This window comes from Tardisphaera saccharovorans, from assembly GCF_046635845.1.
GTDB lineage: Archaea > Thermoproteota > Thermoprotei_A > Marsarchaeales > UBA168 > UBA168.
This window is the reverse complement of the sequence record NZ_JAQQXN010000002.1, coordinates 394,561-415,672: the sequence shown is the minus strand read 5'-3', so window position 1 is coordinate 415,672 and position 21,112 is coordinate 394,561. Positions and strand designations below refer to the sequence as shown.

Genomic DNA, 21,112 nt, shown 5'->3' with positions numbered 1-21,112 from the left:
ATCAAACCACTACCCTATAACTTACAGATTGCCCGGCGGTGGGGCTATTCCTAACCAGCTTTATTAGATCGCCCCTTTTCGCCTTAAGGTACTTAACCATGGGATCCCTTGTGGTGATCTTCGGTAGGTCGTCGGGAGTAACCCCTAACTCCTTCATTACCTTTTCCGCCTCCTCCTTTGTTAACAATATGTGCGTTGATACTAGCACATGCCGAGATATATCTAATCTGGTCAAATCTAAGACCCATAATGCCTACTAGGCGGTAAAATAATACCCCTATCTAATAAATTTTTCTGTTCAAGTTATGAGCTAAGGCGTAGGCTTTTTAGCTAACCATAATTGAAACTGGGCGATGATGATGGGACAAAGCGCTGATCAAGCCGTGAGCGAAAAGCTACAGCCGAGCCCTCTAAGGCAACTTCAAGACAAGCTTAAGGAGGCTGAAGAGCTGGCCTCGAAGATATCCGTTCAGGCTCAAGAGGACTCGCTTAAAGTAATGAGGAGAGCTCAAGCTCTGGCAGCGGGGCTCGAGGAAGAGGAGAAAGCCCTTGAAAAACAATATGAGGAAGTCACGTTAAATCAGACGCGTCAACGCGCTGAAAGTGAGGCTAAGGTCATCGCAGAAAAAGGTAAGATAGAGGTACAGAAAATAAGGAAAAGCTCAGAAAGAAACCTAGATAAGGCCATCAAGGCACTTTTCGAGCTAATCACAGGAAGTAAGGCTGACTAGACTTGATCGCGACGCCGAAACGCGGCCAGGAATTAGGGAGACTCCCCCGCATGTCCTATGCGGCCTTGACCTCCGCCGTCTCTGCCCTGCGCTCAACGCTCTTGCCCCAGGTCACGCTAGATGAACTTAGGAGATCAGACGTAGTCAGCTTCCGCTCTGCTTTAGAAAATACGCCCTACAGAGATGTAGCGCGCATTTCTGCGCGCTCCGCCGATGAGCTTTACGCCGCATTCAAGAGGTCGGTAATTAATGCAGAAACGCAGGTCTTACCTTATGCCCCAAAGCGCGCTAGATCCTACTTATCGTCCTACCTTCTGCATTGGAACGCCGAGGAACTTAAATCGGAGCTCGCGGCTAGGGCAACTAATGCTGACCCATCGGCCCTTCAGAGCTACGTTGAGTCGCTTCCAAATCCGTGGAACGATGTCAAGAGCTCTTTTGATTCCTTCGAAAAGAGCCACGACCCTGTGGACCTTACCATTGCCGTGGACCACGCCTACATACGTCAGCTCGTGTCGAGCTTTAACGCGCTGGCGGACTGCGAAAGGTATGAGCTCTCAGGATTCATTTTTCCGACTTTGGCGTGGTATGCCGTTAAGACGCAGGTAATCGGAAAGGAGTATGGAAAAAAGCTCGAAATAGGGATCGCCTCAAGCAGAGAGCTTCAAGAGAGCTTCCTAAGCGTGATGGAACGCAAACGTTACCCCGAAAATGTGGCCGCAGGAGAGGAAATATACGCTAGTTCAATGCTAGAATGGGCGCGCAATGAAGCACACAGAAATCAATTTAGCCCGGCACCGGCACAAGCCGCCTTCATTCTCAAGGAGGTGGAGGCCAAAGAGGTAAGCGAGATATTCCTGCAGAAGCTTTACGGCGTGAATTCCCAAGCTCGGGAAACCACGCGCGCGTGAAAAGGGCAGGCTCCTTACACAATTTGGGCTCCTCAAAGCTCTTGAAAGCCAAAGCCTCACCTGTTTGTGCCGATGGAACGGCCTCATTCGTTGCGTTTATAAGGCCGTTATAAAAGAGCTTATGCCTTGCAAAAGCAAATCCAAGGAAAAAGATGCAAAGAAAAAGGATCAGTGATTTTTTATGATTAGCGGGCTCGGCGGGATTTGAACCCACGGCCAACGGATCTCCCCCACTGGGTTAAGAGTCCGTCGCTCTACCGTGCTGAGCTACGAGCCCAAGATTTTGTTTGACATGCTTTTTAAGTGTTCTGTCAGATACATCTATTGTCTGCGCTTAACCACACCAGAGAGCAGAGGCGCCCCCAGCGATAAAGCCATCGGCCTGCACTTTACTTTCAGCGCGTGATAAACGGGAAACATGGATTTACCCTCCGTCAAGGTCTCGTAGTTGGCCATCCCCTTAGCGATCACGAAGTCATAATCATCATCAAAATCGTCCCAAGTTATTCCAACCGCCCTGGGTTCGTAGTAATGCGCCCTTAGGGGAGGTAGCAGATCACGCGATAGCTCGTCCCTTGTCACATCGTTCAAAAGCGGGGTTGACTTGGCATAAACGTGTACCTCAATGTGCGTTGATAAATACTTAGCCGCCATTAAGTCAAAGACATGCTCTCCAACGTTGTCCAAAACGTAGGCTATAACCTTTGAGCTCGCCGCTTGCGCCCACAGATAATGTATATCATCTATGGCAAGCGGCATTGGCCTTTCAAGTGATGATGGATCAAACTCATAACCCTTGACGTCAAACTCAAGCCCATTTGCAGCAACCGCCAGCTCCATCAGATGACGTAGGTTTTTCTCGCTCCAGGTGCCGTAATCTACAACAACTTTTTCGGCCACTTTCTTGGCTATGAGGTAAGCCTTGGACTTGACCTCAGCGTAGGGATCGTTGCATCCCGTAAACTCCTTTATAAAATCCATGTCATCCTTTTCCAGAAACGCGGGCACCGCTTCTTCGTTATAACGACTTGCCAGCGACTGAATTAAGAACGTCATTGCCCTAAACTTAGCCTCCTCGCTGATTCCGCTCTTGTCAAGGGCGCTCAGCGCTCTGTTTATCAGGCACGGGGCGCAATCAGCTCTAACCTTCAACTTCAGCACCCACCGATATCATAAAGTATGCACCGCTTTCCTTTTGTTGCCTATCTAATATGCTTCCCTCCTTGTTAACCCTTGGCCTGCCCGTCTCCGGATCTCTTCTCATGGTGATCCCAACCTCCTTCAAGAAGTGGTTCACCCCGTCCAGAACCTTCACTGGCTTGCGAGCATGCCCTCTCTTGCCGCTTTCTCCCTCAAAAACGATCATGGAATCCGATGTTGAAGTGAGCAGCAAGAGGTCGTGATCAACTATGAAGCCCGTTGATCTCCTTATGGCCATGACCCTTCTTATGGCTTTACCGACCCTAAGCCGCTCCTCAACGTCGAGGAAAGCGCTTGGCTCGTCCAGGAGATAGACCTCAGCATCTCTACCCAAGCAAAGGGCAACTGCGACCTTCTGCAACTCACCGCCACTCAAGGACTTAGCATTTCTATTCCAAAGCTTATCTATCCCCAGAGATTCAAACACCTCGGTCTTATAGTAGTCCTTACCAAGGGAATCTTTTACGGCCTCCATAACGTCTGAGACGAGCATATCCACAGGTCTAAGCATCTGAGGTTTATACGATATCCTCAGTCCAGCCGTCGGCACCGCTCCCTCGTCTGGCTCAACTATGCCGGCTAGCATCTTTACCAACGTGGTCTTTCCTATCCCGTTCCTGCCCAGTAGCGCTGTAACCGATCCCTCTTTGGCTTCTCCGCCATCGCTTGTGAGCTCAAAATCACCAAGTCTCTTCCTTAGCTTCTCCCAAGAAAATATGACCCTTCCAACTTCCTCCTTCCCCATGCCCACATCAAAGAAGTCTATGGCACCTTCTCTAAGCCGCGTGTTCTCATCGGGCAGAAATCCCCTGAGAAAGTTATTAATCCCATTTCTTGTGCCATAGCTCCTACTTGCCATTCCAAATACCCCAGGTGAGCCGTAGACCACGGAGACGTAATCCGAAAGATAATCCAAGACTATGAGATCATGTTCTATGACAACCCCACTTTTACCTCTGCCAACGGTTTCCCTTATCTTTTTTGCCGCCTCCATTCTCTGAAAAACGTCCAAATAGCTCGATGGTTCGTCGATCAGGTAAACATCTGCATCCTTCGAGAGAGCTATGGCCAGAGTGAGAAGCTGAAGCTCGCCGCCACTTAGCTGCCCCAGCCTTCTCTCGCCCAGCAAGTCGAGGGCGAATTCCTTAGTCAGCGACCTTAGACGCTCATCGTTATATGAGGAAATGACCTCATTCACCGTTTTTTGCATATATGGGTCATCTTCCTCTAGCGTCAGTATTTGCGGCTTCACCGATATCTTCAGCTTACCAGAGCCAAGATCAGAGAAATATTGCCTCAGCTCCGATCCCTTGAACAAGTCGAGAAGGCTACCTCCGTTGCCACCGAGGTTCGGCTGAAGTTCTCCCGCCAGTATTTTAAGTGACGTGCTCTTTCCAGCCCCGTTCCTACCTATGATGCCGGTAACGAACCCGCGTTTGACCTCTGGCAGGCCGTAAAGCGCGAAGCCGTTTTCGCCGTACCTGTGGACGAGCTTTTTTCCCCAATAATCCGCCACGTTAATTATTGATATGGCGCCAAAAGGGCACTTGTGAACGCATATCCCACAGCCTATGCAGGTCTGCTCGTTGATCCTCGATTTCCCGTTTTCAGCTATCCACACGGTCTTGGTGCCTATACGATTAACAGGACAAAAGGTAACGCATGGGATACCGCATATCTTCGAGTTACAAAGCTCGTCGTCCACCACTGCAAGCCTCAAGTCAATCCCCTAAGCTCAGTATTCTTCGCCCTCTCCCCATCCCTCGCCCTCTTCTTCTTCTTCCTCTTCCTCCTCCTCTTCTTCTTGGTCTAGCTCTCCAGAACTGAATGATTCGAGCATGTACTCCCTTTCCTCTTCAGTCTCCTTGGGCAGATCCTCGGTCAGCAGCTTTATCTTCTTTTTGCTGTCTATCTTGGTCTTTTCAACGTAAACTTCTTCCTTTGCTGGTTCCTTGTATCCGCACTTCTTGCATACCAGGTAGATCTTTCCCTTTTCCCTTACGGGAACTAAGACACTCCCATCCTTAGGACAAAACTTCACGCGGCGTCACCTCCGAGGTATGTATTCACCGCTAGTGCGTTAAACACAGTTATCATCGTAGAGTAGACGGCTAACTTATATAAAAACCTTTCATTTAACTTTAGCATGAGACGACTTCTTTACTAGCCTAACGCTTCTACCTTCATAGGACAGCGGGGAAAACTGGTATCCAGACCCAGCAAAAAACTTCATCATCCACTCGTAAAAGTGAAGCCTCATGCTCTGTATAAAGACCAAAAGTGCCTCAAAGGCCATGACTACCAAGTTTCCGAGGGCCACTATGGTCCAGAACATAACCCATCCCAGCGTGGACGAGCCGAAGTAACCGTAAGCCAGCCACGCCACCACAAAAACTACCAACATGAGCGCCAGGTGCGCAACGGCCATGGCCAGCAACCTAAGGTAGGAGAAGCTATTGGATATAAAGGAAATCGTGGTCTCGATGGCATCCATTTCCTCGTCGGCAAGGGAGCCTTCACGAGTAAGCGACTTGGCCAAAAAAGGAAAAACGTAGAGAGCTGCGAAAGGCACTATTACAAGTACAAGCCACAAAGCTAGCCCAATGCCCGTAAGTGAAATTCTATCTACTATTAGGGCGAACGCGGAGGGCAGCAACACAAGCTTGGGGAGCGAACTACCCAAGGCCTTTAGGGTAAATCCCTTCTTCAGCTGGTTGATCATTGAAAGCAGAAATCCAAGGCTCATCTGGGCTACTCCGACACCTATGGAAAAGAGCATAAGCGTGACAATGGTTTGAGTGGTACTTGAAGATATAGATGCAGAAGGGCTCCAAACGGAGAAAGGAGTGCCGGCAAAGGAGAACGTACCCCGCCACTCAAATATGTGAAAGACGAGTGGATGAATCTCAAGGCCAAAAACCTCCCCGAAGGCAAGTCCTGAGATCACGGCGGCCGCGCCGGAAAAAACCATGACGTAGCCAAGGTCCTTGAGGCTTCCTTGGAACTTCTTCGCCATAACAAGCCCCATTATAGCTAGCAGAAGGGCCTGTCCAGCATCAGGAAACATCACCGCGAAGAGAAGGGGAAACGTGATGGCGGTTATCAGTGTAGGATCTACCTCCCCGTAAGCTGGTAGCCCCAGACTTCCCACTATAACTCTAAAATGAGAAACCAGCCCTGGAAGTCTCTGTAGGGTCGGGGGGTTGTCCGAGGGTAAAGCCCTCCTGTGATAGACGAGAACACCCGGAAAGCGCTTGGTTATATCGACAAGGTCCTTTACCTCGCTCTCCTGTACAAACCCAGTTATTAGGCGGGTGCTTTTCGTGAAATCTAAGCCCGGTTTTACCTCAAGTGAGCTCAGTAACATGCGAGATATTTCTCCAGCTTCTGTGGCGATTGGTGATGCCTCTTCGATCAACTTCCTGCGTTGGTCCATGAGCTCGGTTTCGCGCTTTGATAACTCAAGAAGCGCCTCCTGAGCCTTTTTCTTCGCCCTTTCGGCCAACGGATCAAGCCAATCGGGGTAGACCAGTTCAACAGCACCCATCTTCTTGAGCTCATCCCGCACGCCAACCCCAATTGACGGCTCGTATAGGATCACGTATACCTTTCCCTTTTGTGAATCCACTTCGGCATGCGGATAACTCACGCGTAACTGCCCTTGAGAGAAGAAAACGGCATGTCCATAGTTGCCCAGCGCTGAAAACGCGGAGTCATCGTATTCGGGTGGAAACGCCTCTAAATTGCGCAAAGCCTCATCAAGCTTTTGCCTTTGAGCTCTGACTTCGTTGAGTTCGTCTTCTATCTTCTTCTTCATACTCAAGTAGCTCAACAGTACCTGAGAATAATTGTCTAAAACAACATCCCACGACGAAATTTCAACTTCTTTTTTTTCTCCGCCTGACTGCCCCAGCTCGGAAGCCATCTGAACAATCTGCTGAGCCCTCTGTCTTAATTCCTCGTACGCCTGCGGCACAACAGATAAGGAGAAGTGAACCAAACCCCGCTGCGCCAGTGCGTCAACGAGATCGTCGGCTTCATCGCGAGGAGTGATGATCTCTACCTTCTCCATGGTCTGGGGAAAGAGCATGTGGTAAACCTTGCTCACGCTATTAAGCATTGCAACATTCAACGTGGCCGTTTCGATCTTCATTAACCGAAATACCAGTAACTTGAGCAGGTAAACTATCCACGTCTGAATGAGGTGGACTTCTCACTTCATTGACCGAACTTGCTTATCATCCTATGGATAAGTAGGGATTCGGTCTCCGTGGAGGCTCCGTTCCAGGCCCGATGCAGTTATGTTCTTTACCGCGTCGACGTCCCCATCCATCGTTAGCCCGCAGACGTCGCAGTGGTACACGGGGTCGGAAAGCTTCAGGTCGTGCTATGCAGCGCGCACCTTGGGCATTTCTGCGACGTAACCGTTGGGTTGACGGCCATTACGCGGCCGCCAAGCCTCTCTGTCTTTCTCCAAGTCTTAGCTACTGGCATCTTCCCACTCCTGAAGGATATGAACTTTCTTGCTCACGTTAATAATTGGTAAAACTCCTTTCTTCTCCCTTCGCTTACTTCTCTTGAAACCTTTCCTCTTGCGCGGTAGCTCCCTTTGAGGTTTTTGATCTTTTGCTCGGCCTTCTTCATGAAGTTAGGCGCCTCTATCGCGGTGCCATCGCTCGGCTCTATTAGGTTCGTCACGCCTAGGTCGACGCCAACCGCTCAATCGGGTTACGATTTTGCTTGTCCTTCGGGCTCTTTTGCCGTTAGGACAACGGACCACTGGCCAACGTCCCCTTATTATTGTGGCCGTCTTGTTCTCTCCTTCGACCGACCTGTGCACCTTTATTTTCTGAATCAACAACTCTTACCGAAACGCGCTCGCCTTAAATCAAGCTTTTTCGGCGCTAGAGTTAAATCAGTAGAAGGCTGCTTTACCCTACCCAGAAATGTGGCCAAGATCGTTCGGGAGACTTAGTTTTTTCGGAAGAAAGGAGACTTTGGCCATCGAGACCATGCTGAAAGAAGCAAAGATGGTAGAGGAAACCATAGGGCTAACTGAGGGGGTCATTAAGGCAGCGGGTAAGGGCGATTGGACACTGGTGGAGGCCGAGAGCGAGAGGGTCTCGAGTAGTGAGGAAAAAGTTGATCTCATTCATAGAGAGGGAATGGTGATGATATCTGAAGGCGCCTTCTTTGCGGGCATAAGAGAAGACATCCTTAACTTAATGGAGACCATAAATAACATAGCTGATTACTCTAAGGACGCGTGTCGCATCGTAGCGCAGTATCCGATCAAACTCGAGGATTATCAGGCCGTGTTTTCAGCAGACAACCCCATGTCGCTTATCAAGAAAGCCGAAGACGCCATGTTAACGCTCGAGCTATGCATAAGCCAGCTGTTCTCTAACCCAAGAGAATCTGTGAAGCTCGCCATGGACGTGGAGAGAAAGGAAGAGGAAGGGGACGAGATAAAGGCCCGGTTAATCAAGAAAATCTTCCAAAGGAGAAACTCAATGGACGTGCTTACGCTGCTTGAACTCAAGGACTTCGTGCTCTGGTTAGATAACGTTTTAGATGCAATTGAGGAAGCATCGGACATAGCCATAATCATAGCGGCAAAATCAGGTGTGTAAGATGCTCTTGCTTGTGCTGGCACTGGTCGCCGCCTTCGCTATTGGAGCAAACAACGCAGCCGCAAGCGTCGGAGCCATTGTGGGCTCTGGCGTGATGAGGGAAGATAAGGCCCTTCTCCTTGCCGGGATTGGTATGGCAATCGGAATCATACTCGAGGGATGGAAGATGAGGCCAAGCGTCGTCGGATACCTAATCAAGGCAAATCAAAGCCCTGTCACGGCTTCACTACTTTTAGCTTCACTCATCGTGCTGATCATCGTTACTTTTCTTGCGCTTCCGCTTTCTTTTTCTCAAGCGCTTGTTGGAGGAGCCATAGGCATAGGGATCCTCACCGGCACCTTGAACCTTAGATTCACGGCGTTAGTCTCGGCCTCATGGGTTTATGCCCCCCTTTTATCAATACCTCTATCAGCCATCATTTATGTGGCCCTAAGGGCCGTGCTTCCAAAGGGCATATTCCGCAGGGCAAGAATCAACGCCATCCTCGTCACGGTCTCGTCCTTCTATGTGTCGTACGTTCTAGGTGCCAACACCGTCGGGCTCCTTGAGGGAATGAGTTCGGCACCTTCCTCCGAAAGTGGGCCAGCTCTTGCGGCCGCAGCCTTTTTGGGCTCTTACTTAGCCGGAAAGACCGTTACAAAGACCGTTTCCGAGAACATAGTAGGGATAAGCCCGATAGCATCCTCTGGCGCAAGCTTTGCAAGTGCCCTTATGGTGGAGGTCATGACGCAGCTTTCCATACCGGTTTCCGTGTCGCAAATCGGAGTTACTGCCATATTTGGCCCTGCCTTCACTAGGCGGGCGACCATAGCGAACAAAAGCAGGATGGCGAAGATCGCCGCGGTATGGGCGATAGCCCCCGTGCTCGGGTTTGTTCTGGCTTCCGGTTTTTATTTCCTGCTCCCAAAAACCTTACCTTGACTCGCGCTTTTGCCCATGAACAAGCCGTCTTCTTCCAATTCACGCTTATTTGCTGAAGCTAAAATGGCGAGCGTTTAAGGGATGGAGGCCAGCGCTCACCAAGCGAGTGTTTCTAAACCTAATATGTAATCGCGTGGCCTTTTCTAGCACAACCTTGGTTAAGCAGACCTCGCCCACCAAGCATTATCTCGACCTTTATCTCTAGCTCCTTTCCCTCTTTTAGCCTTTCAATTAACCTCCTATCAAGGTCCTTTGCCGCTTTATCACACCTTATGGCCAAAGTCTCGGGGCTGATGTACGCGCTCTTCCTCAGTATAAAGCACCTATCACTTGAAAGTGGCAATGACTCGTGCCCCCATCCATTTACGACGTCTACTATTCCGTCGCAGGAAAACACCACCTCTATCCGGGCATTCCTTCTTATCATCCGTTTAATCTCGTCCGGGATCCGAGATGGAGCCATTGAACTGTAAACGGCAATTATGCAGTCTCCCCTCTCGGTTAAGCTATCTTCCGTCGTGATCTCAAGTGTTGATCTGTGCGTTGCTTTTACCATGGGATGTCCTTTCGCCTTGAAGCCGAAGGACGCAACAGCAGCCTCCATCTTACCAGCCTCTGTGTCGTCGTTCAGCTTGCTTTCTTTCCTTTACGGCCTTAAGCGAAATAAGCTCTTCCCTATCGCGTTCTTCGAGGGAATCAGATATGAAACGTATCGTCTCCTCGTATTGGGGAAGGAAGATGTTTTCCAGCGCATTGACCCTGCGTTGCATCCTTTTCATCTCCTTAGCGAAAGACATGATAGATGCCTGAAGCTCGGCAAGCTTCGAGAGCTGCACGATCAATTCGAAGAATAGAAACGACGCTTGCTCGACGCTCGGACTTTCAAAGCCCGGCGGAATCACAAGTTTCCCGGTTGGCTTCCTGTCTACATTATAGACAACAACGCGCACCCCCATAACGCTTTTGGCCTGTTGATATACGGAAACCTCCGCCCTTTGCACGGCCCGGAGCTGCACGTGAGCCACGCCCTCTGCTCTGGCCAAGGCCAAGAGCGCTGGCCTCAACGACTCGGAGGCCGCATCCGCTTGCTGATGCAATGCCATAACCTCTCTTTTGAGTTCTTCGAGAAGCGCCTCCCTCTTTTCCTCCAGCAAATCATGGCCTACCTTAAGCGTTGCCTGCTCCCGCTTCAGCCTGAGAAGGTTGAAGCGCGTCGGGGGTACGTTCATGCGTTCCATTTTTTAAATCCCCTTCTTCATGTACTTCGATATCTCGTCTGGGCTTACCCTGGTGAGCTCATCCTCAGGAAGAAGCGCTAGGGAATCCCAACCCAGACTCAAGGTCTCCTCAATGTTCCGGTCCTCGTCATCTGCCTGCTTCAAGAACCTCTGCTCAAAGAAGTCTCCGAACTTGAGATACATGCGGTCCTTCTCACTCAACCCTTCCTCTCCTACCACTGTCTCAAGCGACCTCACCTCCTTCATCCTGGCATAGGATGCGTAAAGCTGGTTTGATAGGTCCATGTGATCCTCTCTGGTGTAGCCTTTTCCGACGCCGTCCTTCATCAACCTTGAAAGACTCAGCGATATGTCTATGGGAGGATATATTCCCCTCCTGTAAAGTCCCCTGTCTAGAACAATTTGCCCTTCGGTTATGTATCCCGTTAGGTCTGGTATGGGATGAGATATGTCGTCATTGGGCATGGTGAGGATAGGTAGCAAAGTTATACTACCCTTCCTTCCTATGATCTTTCCCGCCCTTTCGTATATGGATGCCAGATCAGTATACATGTAGCCGGGATATCCCTTCCTGGCAGGTATCTCGCCCCTGGACGAGCTTATCTCCCTGAGGGCGTTGCAGTAATTGGTCATGTCTGTCATTATCACGAGCACGTGCATCTGCTCTTCGAAGGCCAAGTACTCCGCCATGGTCAGCCCCACCCTTGGCGCTGTTATCCTTTCCACCGCTGGCGAATCCGCCAAGTTGAGCACCATAGCCACGTTGGCCAGCGCGCCAGAGTCCTCAAAGCTCTTGCGGAAATACATGGCCTCATCATGCGTTATACCAATAGCCACGAAAACTATGGCGAACCCCTCCGAAGAGTTAAGCAGCTTCGCTTGCCTAGTTATCTGAGCGGCAAGCGCATTATGAGGCAGGCCTGCCCCGCTGAATATGGGAAGCTTCTGCCCTCTGACCAAGCTATCCATGCCATCGATGCCAGAAACTCCGGTTTCTATGAACTCGCTTGGATACTCCCTTGCCGTAGGGTTTATGGGCGAACCATTTATATCTGCCTTCTCGCGAGCATAAGGGTAAGGCTTGCCATCAGCAGGTTCGCCAATTCCGTCAAAGACCCTGCCAAGCACTTCCTGGGAAACGCCAACCTCGAGTCCTCTCCCCAGGAACGTGGCGGACGTCCCGCCCAGTGAAAGACCAGTTGTCCCTTCAAACACCTCCACAACCGCGACATCCCTCGATACCTCAAGCACCCTGCCCAAGCTGCGACCTCTCGCGGAGCTTATCTCCACAAGTTCGTCATATCCTACGTCCTTAACGCCCTTGATAAACACGAGTGGACCGTTTATCTGAGTGACCGTCGCGTAGCTGATCCTTCTCTTAAGACCCATCTGGATTTCGTTCACTTTCTATCACCTCGATCAATTTCACCAGCCAAGGACTTGGGGGCATCCTCAGCCCTCTTCGCAAGGTCCTCGAGCTTAGACTCTTCGGACACCGTAAAGCGAGCCCTAATCAGCTCTTGGACTATGGGAAGGGCCTCTATTTCCGCCTCAGGTATCTTTTTCTCTATTATCTTTTCCGATGACCGATAGAAGCCTATCATTGCCTTGAGCAAAAGGTACTGCTTTCTTGGCGAAGAATACGTGTCGACATCGTTGAAGGCGTTCTGCTGTAGAAAGCCCTCCCTAAGTACCCTAGCGACAAGAAGCGTTAACTTTTGGGATTCTGGCAAAGCCTCGATGCCCACAAGCCTTACCAAGCTTTCTAGGTCGTTTTCCGTCTGGAGAATGCGGAATGCCTCGGCCACGAGGTCAGGCCAATCTTCGCCCGTGTGCTTTATCCACCAAGGGCTAACCGTTGAAGAGTACTGAGAATAGCTGGTGATCCAGTTTATAGAGGGAAAGTGCCTTCTGTCCGCCAGATCCTTATCCAAGCCCCAGAAAACCTGAACGAACCTAAGACTGTTCTGCGTTACGGGCTCCGAGAAATCACCCCCCATGGGGGATACGGCCCCGACGACCGTCACAGATCCCTCTTTCCCCTGTAGGGTTTTCACCCTTCCCGCCCTTTCGTAAAACTCCGCAAGGCGACTTGCCAGATAGGGCGGATATCCCTCCTCTCCCGGCATTTCCTCCAGCCTACCAGATATCTCCCTTAGGGCTTCGGCCCAGCGGGATGTGGAGTCAGCCATAAGCGCCACGTTATATCCCATGTCGCGGAAGTACTCGGCTATGGTTATACCCGTGTATATGCTGGCCTCCCTCGCTGCTACGGGCATGTTACTCGTGTTTGCTATAAGAACAGTCCTCATCATCAATGGTTTACCCGTGCGGGGATCCATCAGCTTGGGAAAGTCCCTTAGTACCTCGGTCATCTCGTTTCCCCTTTCTCCGCATCCCACATACACAACTACGTCCGCATCAGCCCACTTCGCAAGTTGATGCTGAACCACGGTCTTACCCGTTCCGAAGCCACCGGGAATTATGGCGGAGCCGCCCTTGGCGACCGGGAAAAGGGCGTCTATTATCCTCTGTCCTGTCACAAGGGGTTCATCTGCAGGAAGCCTCTCCATGTAAGGTCTTGGTGTTCTCACCGGCCACCTGTGATATAAGTGAAGCTCCTGTGAGGGAAGCCTAGCGATTGGATCCTCAAGGGAATAATCACCCTCATCGGCTACCCACTGCAGCTCTCCGCTTACGTCAGGCGGAACCAGCACTGCATGCTTAATGATCTCCGTCTCCTGGACGTAACCAAGGACCTGGCCGCCAGCGACCTTTTGCCCCGCCAAGGCAATTGGCAAGAAGTGCCATCTCTTTGTTCTGTCAAGCGGCGGTGCGCTGACGCCCCTCTTAATGAAAGCCCCTTCTTTTTCCTTGAGGGAAGACAAAGGGCGCTGAATCCCATCGTAAATCGTTCCTATGAGCCCTGGTCCAAGCTCAACGGAAAGGGGGTTTCCAGTGCATGTTATGGGTTCTCCTGGCTTAAGCCCATATGTGTCCTCGTAAACCTGTACAAAAGCGCGATCCCCATCGATCCTTATGACCTCTCCTACTAGGCCCTGCCCACCTACTAGTACCAGCTCATGCATCTTTACCCCGGTAGATTCTTCAGCTTCCACGACAGCCCCGCTAACCCTGTATATGCGCATCTGAATCACCAAACAGCAACCCATCTACGAGATCAAGCCTACTCCGGAATATTTCATCTATCATGGATTCCAGCGAATAATCAACGCTTAAAAGACCGTCCTTCGAAGCAAGTTGAACCCCACCTATGATGTCCTTCTCGTGGAAATCGGCCTCAGCTCCCAACTTTTTCGCGGCCCTCTCGAGGTAATCCACGTCCGATGATCTACAGTAAATGATCACTTCCTTAGAACCTATGGCGCTTATACCGTCGGCTAAGCACCTAGAGAGAAACCCGCGATAATCTTGAGACGACACGAAGACCTTTATTTTCTCAACTAAAGCGGACCTGAGCCTGCTTCTTGCATCTTCTCTCGCCTGTATAAGCTCGTTTTTGACTTCCATGGACGCAAGGGATAAGGCCTTCCTCTCCTCGGCGTCGGCCTTAAGTCCAATCTCCCTCTTTTTTTCAGATAAGTTACTGGCGAGCTGTTTATAAACCCGCTCTAACACGCTCTTGGCATCTGCCAAAGCTGAGTCCAGAGCACTATCATATTGAGATATGGCATCAGATACTATCTTATTGTAAAGCGAACTGAGATCTCCTTCTATCTCAGGCAACCTTGGTCCCCACCACACGCGTTAGGGCTCCCATAAAGCTCGATAAATCTACACCAGTACCGCTTAGCACAACAACCGGAGTGGGGCTACTGGCCATAACGTCCCTCAACTCCTTGCTAAGCGATGATGCCCACGGCTCCGATATTATAACAAAAGCGTATTTGCCAGACCAAAGTGCAACCTGCAGATTTGAAATCGCGTGATCCCTGTCAGGTGCGCTTAAAATCTGGGCACCCGCCGCTGCGAAGCCATCGGCCAAGTCAGACGACCCCATGAATGCCACACTCACCATATGTGCACCATGCCGGTGCTTAAAAAGCGTGAGGGCAATGCAGAGCAAGCCGGACTGTTATGTCACTCGTACACCGCTCATTAGTGAAACACCGATAAACTATTGATAAAGCTATTGAGGCATTCCGAAAGCAAACTGCCCGTACTTGCAGGCGATTTTCCGGCTAACCAACACGCCTGCTTTCACAAAAGGAATTCCGGTGGACGCTGCGTCATGCCAATAGAGACGAGATGATTCCCATCCTCGTTTCGAACGCAAAGTCCTATCGGGTAAAATATATGCGTTCTATTCATGTCATAAATCTAAAACATGTTTAAACTGACTCTCTTAGAAGCGAACTATTCATCCGCCCTTCACGGACTCCAACCCTCTAATCTCAATAAATGTAATCTGCCCACTCTAACGAACAGACGAGACCCTGCTCCCTCTTCACTCCCCATCGATAAATCGTCCGTAAAGCTTATGGCAAAAATAATAGGCAGGCCAAGAAAAGCGCGTTCAAAAGGGCTTCTAACTGATTGTGGCCACATCAACACCATATTAACCTTATCCCAAGGATTTTTTATAAATCTTTAAACTCACGCGATATCGGCTTTCCGCCCACAAAAAACTTTCCTTAGAAGCTTTCTACCATCTGCTTTCACACCGATCGGCGATCGTCAAACTAAAAATCAAGCACATGATATCTAACGTGTACGAAAGGGAAAGAAACCGCATGGTTGATATTCTCGTTCAAGAGGGCTTCATTAAGTCACAGGCCGTGGAGCAAGCCATGAGAAGGGTTCCAAGACATAGGTTCGTTGCGAAGGGCTACGAGACGGTTGCGTACGAAGACGCGCCATTTCCCACCGAGAACGGCCAAACAACGTCCGCGCCTTCAATAATAGCCATCATGTGCGAAGCTGCGCTTCCTTTTTCTCTCGTGTTTGAAGTAGGATGCGGATACGGCTATTTGGCCTCGGTATGCGCTCTTGCACAACCCAATGGAAAAATAATTACAGCTGAACTTTACGAGAATATAGCAACCCATGCAGCCAAGAACTTTACCGACTTAGGCATCGATGACAGAGTTACCGTCATCGTCTTCGACGGTTCACTGGGCCCTCCGTTGAACACCCAACCAGACACCATAATCATTTCCGCCGCGGCTCCAGAAGTACCTCACGCTGTATTTGAAAAATTGGCAGAGGATGGGAAGATGATTGTACCGGTAGGAACCGATGTGCAAGAATTGCTGCTAGTGAAGAAGAAGAAAGGAGCCATGATCACTAAACCTCTCATTCCATGCATATTTGTTCCAATGCAGGGCACGTACGGAGCAGGGCATTACCCGTAAGCGCTAAAAACCCGCGCACATAACTTTATCTTCTCAAGATGCATAAATATATGTCTTACAGAAAGGTCCAAAAGACCTCAAAAGGAACATATCTCATATCGCTGCCAAAGGAGTGGGCTACTGAGTACTCTTTAGATAAGCAAGAAGCGCTCTTGATAACTCAAGGCTCCGACGGATCACTAATAATCAGACCTCCTCAAGCGAGAAACAAGGAGATCAAGGTAACCCTCCACATGGCTCCTTACATATCTAGGCACATAACGTGGAGCTACCTTATGGGGGCGGACCTCGTCGAGATCATAGGAGATACCCCCATAACTAAGGAGGAAAAGTCCGAAATAAAAGAAGCCATAAGTAGGCTGGCGGGATTTGAGATAATCGATGAGAAAGAAGATAAGATAACCATAGGAACGCTCATGGAAGCCGGACCCGGTTTCATAGATAAATACCTCAGAAAAGAGCTCTTTGTAACAACTGGAATGGAGCGCGAAGCGGTCGAGGCTTTTCTTAAAGGAGATGCGGAGTCGGCTCAAGACGTCAAGGAAAGAGATGATGAGGTCGACAGACTATATTTCCTGCTGGTAAGGCTTACGCGGGGAGCCATAGGAAACGCTTACATCAGCGAGAAGTTGGAAATCAGTCCGCTGTCAGCGCTTGACATAAGAGAGGCATCGGAAGTACTGGAAAACCTGGCCGACTACGCCGTAAAGGTGGCGAGCTTAGTAGCATATCAGCGTGCGCTTGCGCCTAAAGATGAAGTCTCCGTTAGGTCGTTTCTGAGTGAAATTATGGACATTCAGGGAAGGGCCATAGAAGCGCTGCTTTCAAACGCGTTTCAGGATGTGCCATCTCTACTCGAGCGGAGATCAAAGCTCGTAGATCTATTGAAATTCGAGACAACAGGCAAGGGATGCGACCTTATGAAAGCGCTCAACTTTCAGGCGGCCATGGAACAAGTGCTTGAGCGCACCTATGACCTGGTTGACCTAATCGTGCCAAAGACTATAGACGCAACCACGACTAACACCTGACATCCTCCCACCCCGATAGGTGTGGGGTTCCTGCTTCAACGACCGCGTTCGATCCCCATGCCACCGGAGCGCAGTTTCCCGACGCTGGAAACCTTTCTTTGACCAAATCCGGAAGGCGGGTTACGGAGCGTTTATTCACGGGCATGAGTTCGGGCGTGCCCCGCCCTACCATCGGTTGGTTATCCCTATGAGCGAGCACATGATCGCCGTAAAAGTTTTTCGCAATTCATCTCATCCCTGAAGATCGGAGCTTTCTTGCTCATTTTTTCGTAAACTGGCCATACTTGTAGGTGGTTTTTCCGGTTAACCAACACACCTCTAACAGAAGCTTATGGCATCAGGGCGCCTTACCATGATATCAGCGCCACAGCCATCCAGACGGAGATACCGCATCGAGCGACTTTGCATAGTTCCACAGGGCGCTATTCATGCGTTTCCTCACGGAATTCTGCTCCTCGATCGCCATTAACTTAAAAACGATAAATGCTTGATATTCATGGAAAACGTAGCCATAGCCACCCTTCCTCTCCACGATGGGAAAGCTCCATCATACCTAGTCGAACGCATGAAAAGGATGTCATCGGCAATCGCTACCATCATGGTACAGGAGTACGGCACGAGGGTGCTGCTTGAGAGACTTGCAGACCCACTTTGGTTTCAGGCGCTTGGCTCGGCTCTTGGCTACGATTGGCACAGCTCAGGTATTACTACCGTTCTCACGGGAGTTTTACGTGAGGTGCTAAGCATCAGCTCGCACGGAGTTATGGTTCTGGGTGGAAAGGGAGATATGATGAAACTTATCCTTGATGAGATTGACGTTATGGCTGACGCCGGCATCATTAAGGACTCGAAGGCTAACGAACTCAAAAGGGCAAGTAGGCTTGCCGCAAGGGTTGACACATCAGCTGTACAGGCCGGTTATCAGCTTTATCATCAAGCGATTTTCATTGATGAAAAAAGTAATTGGACCCTCATACAACAGGGCATGAACCCTGAAGACAGGACTGCGAGAAGGTATCACTGGATTGAAACTAGCAGATTCGTCAACAACCCTCCCGAGGTCGTGATCGGCCTCAAAAAGGACGTCGTGCTAAACATGGTAGACCCCAAATCAGATGGCGCTCGCAAGGCCTCAATTGAGCTTGTTCAAGAGAAGACCGAAAGGTTGATGGCCGTCTTAGAGTCCTCTAAGCGCACAACGCTTGATATTTTCGCAAGCTGTGGAAACAAGGGCCTTGCACGCTTGCCCAAAGAAGTTGAGTTTCCGAAAAAGGTCAATTGGAAGGCTGTAAAGTCCATGTACGAGAATCCTCCAGCGACTTACGAAGAGCTCCTGCTGGTTCCGGGCGCCGGCCCAGCTACCGTAAGGGCGCTTTCGCTCCTATCTCAGCTGATATACGGCGAGGAGCCCTCGTGGCGCGATCCCATTAAGTTCTCATTTGCCGTAGGAGGAAAGGATGGAGTTCCTTATCCTGTGGACAGGAAAACCTACGATGCCGCGATCCGCGAGCTCGAAGAGGTTGCCAAGCAAGCGAGGTTAGACGATCCCGATAAAAGATGGATGCTCAGAAGGCTGGCAAGCCTCTCGTCATACAACGAAAAACGTGAGCTATGAGCTAGCCCTCGTTCGAAGCATTGCTTTCAACGGCCGCGTATGGCTCATCCATGGACCCTGTTCTGTAACCCATTATATCGACATCGACGTAATCGAAGCCGAGTTGCCTTAGGCGCGAGTATATCCTATCCGAATTACCATTGGTAAAGAGCATGGGGATTTCCTCCCTTCCTACCTCTATTCTAGCAACGTTTCCAAAGTCGCGAACGCGCACAACCTTGAAGCCGAGTTGCCTTATGTATAATTCAGCGACACCAACCTTCTTCAATTCGTTGAGGGTTATTCTGTGTCCATACGGAAAGCGAGAAGCTAGGCATGCCATTGATGGCTTGCTGAAATTAGGAAGGCCCACTTCCTTCGCTATGGACCTCACCTCATCCTTCCTTATTCCCAGTTCCGCCAAGGGGCTTCTGACGCCCACCTCGGATAGCGCCTTCGCCCCTGGCCTCCAACCTCCATTGAGGTCGCTTGCATTTGTCCCGTCAACAACCACACCAAAACCCCTATCCTTGACAAGATTAACCAGATAACCCATTTCTCCTTTCTTGCAATAATAACAACGATAACGGTCATTGGCTAGTACTACGTCGGGAACGTCAGATTTAATGATCTCATGCCTGATTCCTATCGTTCTCGCTACTAAGGTAGCGTCTTGGATCTCTCCTGGAGGAAGAAGGGGGGAATCAAACGTAACCGCTAATGAACGGTCTCCTTTCGCTTCATGCGCGGCATATGCGACAACGGAACTATCAACCCCTCCAGAAAATGCGACCAGAACCGAGCTAAAAGGTGCAAACCAACCGATAAGTTCTGCCAACCTATCAGAAGACATTTCTCAAACTAATCAGGGACGAGGATAAAAGTCTTATTATGCCGTTATAATTCGGTGCAAATATTGAGGGGATTGCCGATGTAGCTAGTCAAGCCACCGTGATAGCCGCTATCTCTCCCACGATGCTGACGTAAATCGTAGCATCTGGATTCTCTAAATCCACTACAAGGCCTGTGCTTTCCTTTAGGGCTTTGCCCACGACCACCTCGATTTCCTTTTCTTCTATCGTTGAGCCGCGTATCCGAGCCTTCACCCTGAAGCTGCCGATTTTCTTCTTCATAAGGTAATCAGCCAGAACCCTTGAAGCGGCCTTGATTATGGATTCGGCGTCGGCTCTGCTCGTGGCATCAACCAACAATATGGTCCGAGAATAAGCGAGCTTTGCCCGGGCCAGCACCGCGGCAATATATCCCTTCGGAGCAGAAGAGAACACGAAAAGGTTACCTCCGATGCCGCTTTCGCGAACTTCAGCCCCTACTTTGAACTTGGCGAAAAGGTCGCTGAGCTCTTTGGCGGCCCTATCTTCCGCTCCAGGCTTAACCCTAACAAGGGCGACCAGGTTTTGACCTCCGGATATCTCATCAGCCATAAGTTTTAAGTTCAGCCCACCCAGGGATTATCTATCAGCTAGATCCGATCCAGGTTTCGGTCGGATATGCCATGCATACCAAGCGTCCACACGAGAGGGTAAACTTAACACGACATCGGCATAAAAGCCTTTGGAAGACCTTGTCACAGGCGTAGCCTCATAGATTTTGCCGGTTATCCTTAGCTGAAATTAAAAAATCCATGCTTTCATCAGCATCGTAAAGGTTACACACTTGCCGGATAAGTTCCGAAATTCGTCGCACTCAGCTCTGCGGTCGTTCGACGGACCAACGGATATTTATGGCTGCTCCTTGCCAGTGGCCACAAAATAGGTCAATGACATCACGGTTATCGGTAAGCCGAAATTGCTTGAACCAGAGCCTTGATCGACGGTGATCGTCGCGCTTATAATGAATGCCCTGGAACCGCGACCGAATGGCCTAGCAAAGTGCTAACGTACTAATTAACGTTAGCCACAGCGAAGGGAAACGTCGCGTTCAAAAACGCCCGACCGTTAAATGCCCCACACAAAAGCGATCAGAGCGCTCGTAAATGGAAGTGATAACAGCGTTAACCAGCTCCATGGCCAAGGGCAGCAAGGTAGCCTCTGGATATACCAACGTGCTTTCACTAGTTGCCTCACTAAGCGTATGCCAGAATAGGGTTGCGTCGCCGCAACTAGGGGTTCCGCGCCTAGGCGCCAGAAAGCTATTAAAAAGCCAAAACCATCAAAGCAATTAGCGGCGCCTTCAGTATGACCCTTATAGCCTGTAGGCGCAAAGTCGCAAAAACTTTTTCATAAATGTGCGCTCCTGATGTCAATCGAAAAATTTTATGACTTTCCTTTTAGGAACCTTTTACGAGAAGCGATTAGTTCCCTCCGCGAAAGCGGTATTTTTCAAAACTTGTCACTATACTTTGGGTAGCACTTAGCCCACTTAAGAACGAGAATCCATTGCTGGGCCCGCGGAGACTTGAACTCCGGGCCACCGGATTATGAGTCCGGCGCTCTAACCATGCTGAGCTACGGGCCCAA

The 21,112-nt window shown here is 50.1% G+C and carries 20 protein-coding genes and 2 tRNA genes; 7 read left to right on the top strand and 15 right to left on the bottom strand.

The features are described from left to right. Position 1: 1 nt before the first annotated feature. Positions 2–235, bottom strand: coding sequence for a DNA-directed RNA polymerase subunit H (locus PRZ02_RS05645; protein WP_449464848.1), 234 nt, complete (start codon positions 233–235; stop codon positions 2–4). 118 nt (positions 236–353) lie between these two features. Here PRZ02_RS05645 and PRZ02_RS05640 point away from each other — a divergent pair, with 118 nt between their 5' ends. Together PRZ02_RS05640 and PRZ02_RS05635 are read left to right on the top strand one after the other, a co-directional pair. Further along, positions 354–731, top strand: coding sequence for a hypothetical protein (locus PRZ02_RS05640; protein ID WP_449464847.1), 378 nt, complete (start codon positions 354–356; stop codon positions 729–731). 50 nt (positions 732–781) lie between these two features. After that, on the top strand, positions 782–1,642 hold the full coding sequence (locus PRZ02_RS05635; protein ID WP_449464846.1) for a V0D/AC39 family V-type ATPase subunit: 861 nt from the start codon (positions 782–784) through the stop codon (positions 1,640–1,642). A 189-nt stretch (positions 1,643–1,831) separates the two neighbouring features. Here PRZ02_RS05635 and PRZ02_RS05630 read toward each other — a convergent pair. The 5 genes from PRZ02_RS05630 to PRZ02_RS05610 all read right to left on the bottom strand — a co-directional run bounded on the left by PRZ02_RS05630 (position 1,832) and on the right by PRZ02_RS05610 (position 6,950). Continuing rightward, a tRNA-Lys gene (locus PRZ02_RS05630) sits at positions 1,832–1,919 on the bottom strand. 44 nt (positions 1,920–1,963) lie between these two features. Continuing rightward, complete coding sequence (locus PRZ02_RS05625) at positions 1,964–2,794, bottom strand: ARMT1-like domain-containing protein (RefSeq protein WP_449464845.1); 831 nt, start codon at positions 2,792–2,794, stop codon at positions 1,964–1,966. Continuing rightward, on the bottom strand, positions 2,784–4,562 hold the full coding sequence (locus PRZ02_RS05620) for a ribosome biogenesis/translation initiation ATPase RLI (RefSeq protein ID WP_449464844.1): 1,779 nt from the start codon (positions 4,560–4,562) through the stop codon (positions 2,784–2,786). Before PRZ02_RS05620 ends, PRZ02_RS05625 begins: the two co-directional genes overlap by 11 nt. A 15-nt stretch (positions 4,563–4,577) precedes the next feature. Further along, positions 4,578–4,883: a DNA-directed RNA polymerase subunit M gene (locus PRZ02_RS05615; RefSeq protein WP_449461814.1), complete on the bottom strand. Its 306-nt coding sequence runs from the start codon at positions 4,881–4,883 to the stop codon at positions 4,578–4,580. A gap of 90 nt (positions 4,884–4,973) precedes the next feature. Beyond that, positions 4,974–6,950, bottom strand: a complete 1,977-nt coding sequence (locus PRZ02_RS05610) for a V-type ATP synthase subunit I (protein ID WP_449464843.1) — start codon at positions 6,948–6,950, stop codon at positions 4,974–4,976. A gap of 838 nt (positions 6,951–7,788) precedes the next feature. On the opposite strand from PRZ02_RS05610, the gene PRZ02_RS05605 reads away from it, so the two are divergent. Both PRZ02_RS05605 and PRZ02_RS05600 read left to right on the top strand, forming a co-directional pair. Continuing rightward, complete coding sequence (locus PRZ02_RS05605; protein WP_449464842.1) at positions 7,789–8,475, top strand: DUF47 domain-containing protein; 687 nt, start codon at positions 7,789–7,791, stop codon at positions 8,473–8,475. 1 nt (position 8,476) lies between these two features. Continuing rightward, complete coding sequence (locus PRZ02_RS05600; RefSeq protein WP_449464841.1) at positions 8,477–9,397, top strand: anion permease; 921 nt, start codon at positions 8,477–8,479, stop codon at positions 9,395–9,397. Positions 9,398–9,515: 118 nt separating this feature from the next. On the opposite strand, the gene PRZ02_RS05595 is transcribed toward PRZ02_RS05600, so the two are convergent. The 6 genes from PRZ02_RS05595 to PRZ02_RS05570 are packed head-to-tail and all read right to left on the bottom strand — an operon-like array spanning position 9,516 to position 14,674. Then, positions 9,516–10,001 (bottom strand): DUF371 domain-containing protein, encoded by a 486-nt coding sequence (locus PRZ02_RS05595; RefSeq protein ID WP_449464840.1) that lies wholly within the window; start codon positions 9,999–10,001, stop codon positions 9,516–9,518. 1 nt (position 10,002) lies between these two features. Further along, positions 10,003–10,626, bottom strand: coding sequence for a V-type ATP synthase subunit D (locus tag PRZ02_RS05590; RefSeq protein WP_449464839.1), 624 nt, complete (start codon positions 10,624–10,626; stop codon positions 10,003–10,005). A 12-nt stretch (positions 10,627–10,638) separates the two neighbouring features. After that, positions 10,639–12,024, bottom strand: a complete 1,386-nt coding sequence (locus PRZ02_RS05585; RefSeq protein WP_449464865.1) for a V-type ATP synthase subunit B — start codon at positions 12,022–12,024, stop codon at positions 10,639–10,641. An 11-nt stretch (positions 12,025–12,035) separates the two neighbouring features. Continuing rightward, a complete protein-coding gene (locus PRZ02_RS05580; protein WP_449464838.1) occupies positions 12,036–13,796 on the bottom strand; it encodes a V-type ATP synthase subunit A in 1,761 nt (586 codons plus the stop codon). Beyond that, entirely contained in the window at positions 13,765–14,382 is a 618-nt protein-coding gene (locus PRZ02_RS05575) for a V-type ATP synthase subunit E (RefSeq protein ID WP_449464837.1), read from the bottom strand. Before PRZ02_RS05575 ends, PRZ02_RS05580 begins: the two co-directional genes overlap by 32 nt. Further along, positions 14,375–14,674, bottom strand: a complete 300-nt coding sequence (locus PRZ02_RS05570; protein WP_449464836.1) for a V-type ATP synthase subunit F — start codon at positions 14,672–14,674, stop codon at positions 14,375–14,377. The genes PRZ02_RS05575 and PRZ02_RS05570 overlap by 8 nt, the downstream gene beginning before the upstream one ends. A gap of 691 nt (positions 14,675–15,365) precedes the next feature. On the opposite strand from PRZ02_RS05570, the gene PRZ02_RS05565 reads away from it, so the two are divergent. From PRZ02_RS05565 to PRZ02_RS05555, 3 genes are all read left to right on the top strand, one after another. Further along, positions 15,366–16,010 carry a protein-L-isoaspartate O-methyltransferase family protein gene (locus PRZ02_RS05565; protein WP_449464835.1) on the top strand — a complete coding sequence of 215 codons (645 nt, stop codon included), beginning with the start codon at positions 15,366–15,368 and terminating at the stop codon, positions 16,008–16,010. A 50-nt stretch (positions 16,011–16,060) separates the two neighbouring features. Next, on the top strand, positions 16,061–17,041 hold the full coding sequence (locus tag PRZ02_RS05560; RefSeq protein WP_449464834.1) for a PhoU domain-containing protein: 981 nt from the start codon (positions 16,061–16,063) through the stop codon (positions 17,039–17,041). Positions 17,042–17,537: 496 nt separating this feature from the next. After that, on the top strand, positions 17,538–18,656 hold the full coding sequence (locus tag PRZ02_RS05555; protein WP_449464833.1) for a DUF763 domain-containing protein: 1,119 nt from the start codon (positions 17,538–17,540) through the stop codon (positions 18,654–18,656). A 1-nt stretch (position 18,657) separates the two neighbouring features. Here PRZ02_RS05555 and larE read toward each other — a convergent pair whose 3' ends face one another. The 3 genes from larE to PRZ02_RS05540 all read right to left on the bottom strand — a co-directional run bounded on the left by larE (position 18,658) and on the right by PRZ02_RS05540 (position 21,110). Then, entirely contained in the window at positions 18,658–19,488 is an 831-nt protein-coding gene (gene larE, locus PRZ02_RS05550; protein WP_449464832.1) for an ATP-dependent sacrificial sulfur transferase LarE, read from the bottom strand. An 88-nt stretch (positions 19,489–19,576) separates the two neighbouring features. Continuing rightward, positions 19,577–20,077 carry a THUMP domain-containing protein gene (locus PRZ02_RS05545; RefSeq protein ID WP_449464831.1) on the bottom strand — a complete coding sequence of 167 codons (501 nt, stop codon included), beginning with the start codon at positions 20,075–20,077 and terminating at the stop codon, positions 19,577–19,579. Between the two features lie 958 nt (positions 20,078–21,035). Then, positions 21,036–21,110: transfer RNA gene (locus PRZ02_RS05540), tRNA-Met, on the bottom strand. Between the last annotated feature and the right edge of the window lie 2 nt (positions 21,111–21,112).

Bases quoted from the DNA above. Each gene is read 5' to 3' on its own strand.
- PRZ02_RS05640 (WP_449464847.1), top strand. From the start codon at position 354: ATGATGATGGGACAAAGCGCTGATCAAGCCGTGAGCGAAAAGCTACAG.
- PRZ02_RS05635 (WP_449464846.1), top strand. From the start codon at position 782: ATGTCCTATGCGGCCTTGACCTCCGCCGTCTCTGCCCTGCGCTCAACG.
- PRZ02_RS05605 (WP_449464842.1), top strand. From the start codon at position 7,789: ATGTGGCCAAGATCGTTCGGGAGACTTAGTTTTTTCGGAAGAAAGGAG.
- PRZ02_RS05600 (WP_449464841.1), top strand. From the start codon at position 8,477: ATGCTCTTGCTTGTGCTGGCACTGGTCGCCGCCTTCGCTATTGGAGCA.
- PRZ02_RS05595 (WP_449464840.1), bottom strand. From the start codon at position 10,001: ATGGAGGCTGCTGTTGCGTCCTTCGGCTTCAAGGCGAAAGGACATCCC.
- PRZ02_RS05590 (WP_449464839.1), bottom strand. From the start codon at position 10,626: ATGAACGTACCCCCGACGCGCTTCAACCTTCTCAGGCTGAAGCGGGAG.
- PRZ02_RS05585 (WP_449464865.1), bottom strand. From the start codon at position 12,024: ATGGGTCTTAAGAGAAGGATCAGCTACGCGACGGTCACTCAGATAAAC.
- PRZ02_RS05570 (WP_449464836.1), bottom strand. From the start codon at position 14,674: ATGGTGAGTGTGGCATTCATGGGGTCGTCTGACTTGGCCGATGGCTTC.
- PRZ02_RS05560 (WP_449464834.1), top strand. From the start codon at position 16,061: ATGTCTTACAGAAAGGTCCAAAAGACCTCAAAAGGAACATATCTCATA.
- PRZ02_RS05555 (WP_449464833.1), top strand. From the start codon at position 17,538: ATGGAAAACGTAGCCATAGCCACCCTTCCTCTCCACGATGGGAAAGCT.
- larE (WP_449464832.1), bottom strand. From the start codon at position 19,488: ATGTCTTCTGATAGGTTGGCAGAACTTATCGGTTGGTTTGCACCTTTT.
- PRZ02_RS05545 (WP_449464831.1), bottom strand. From the start codon at position 20,077: ATGGCTGATGAGATATCCGGAGGTCAAAACCTGGTCGCCCTTGTTAGG.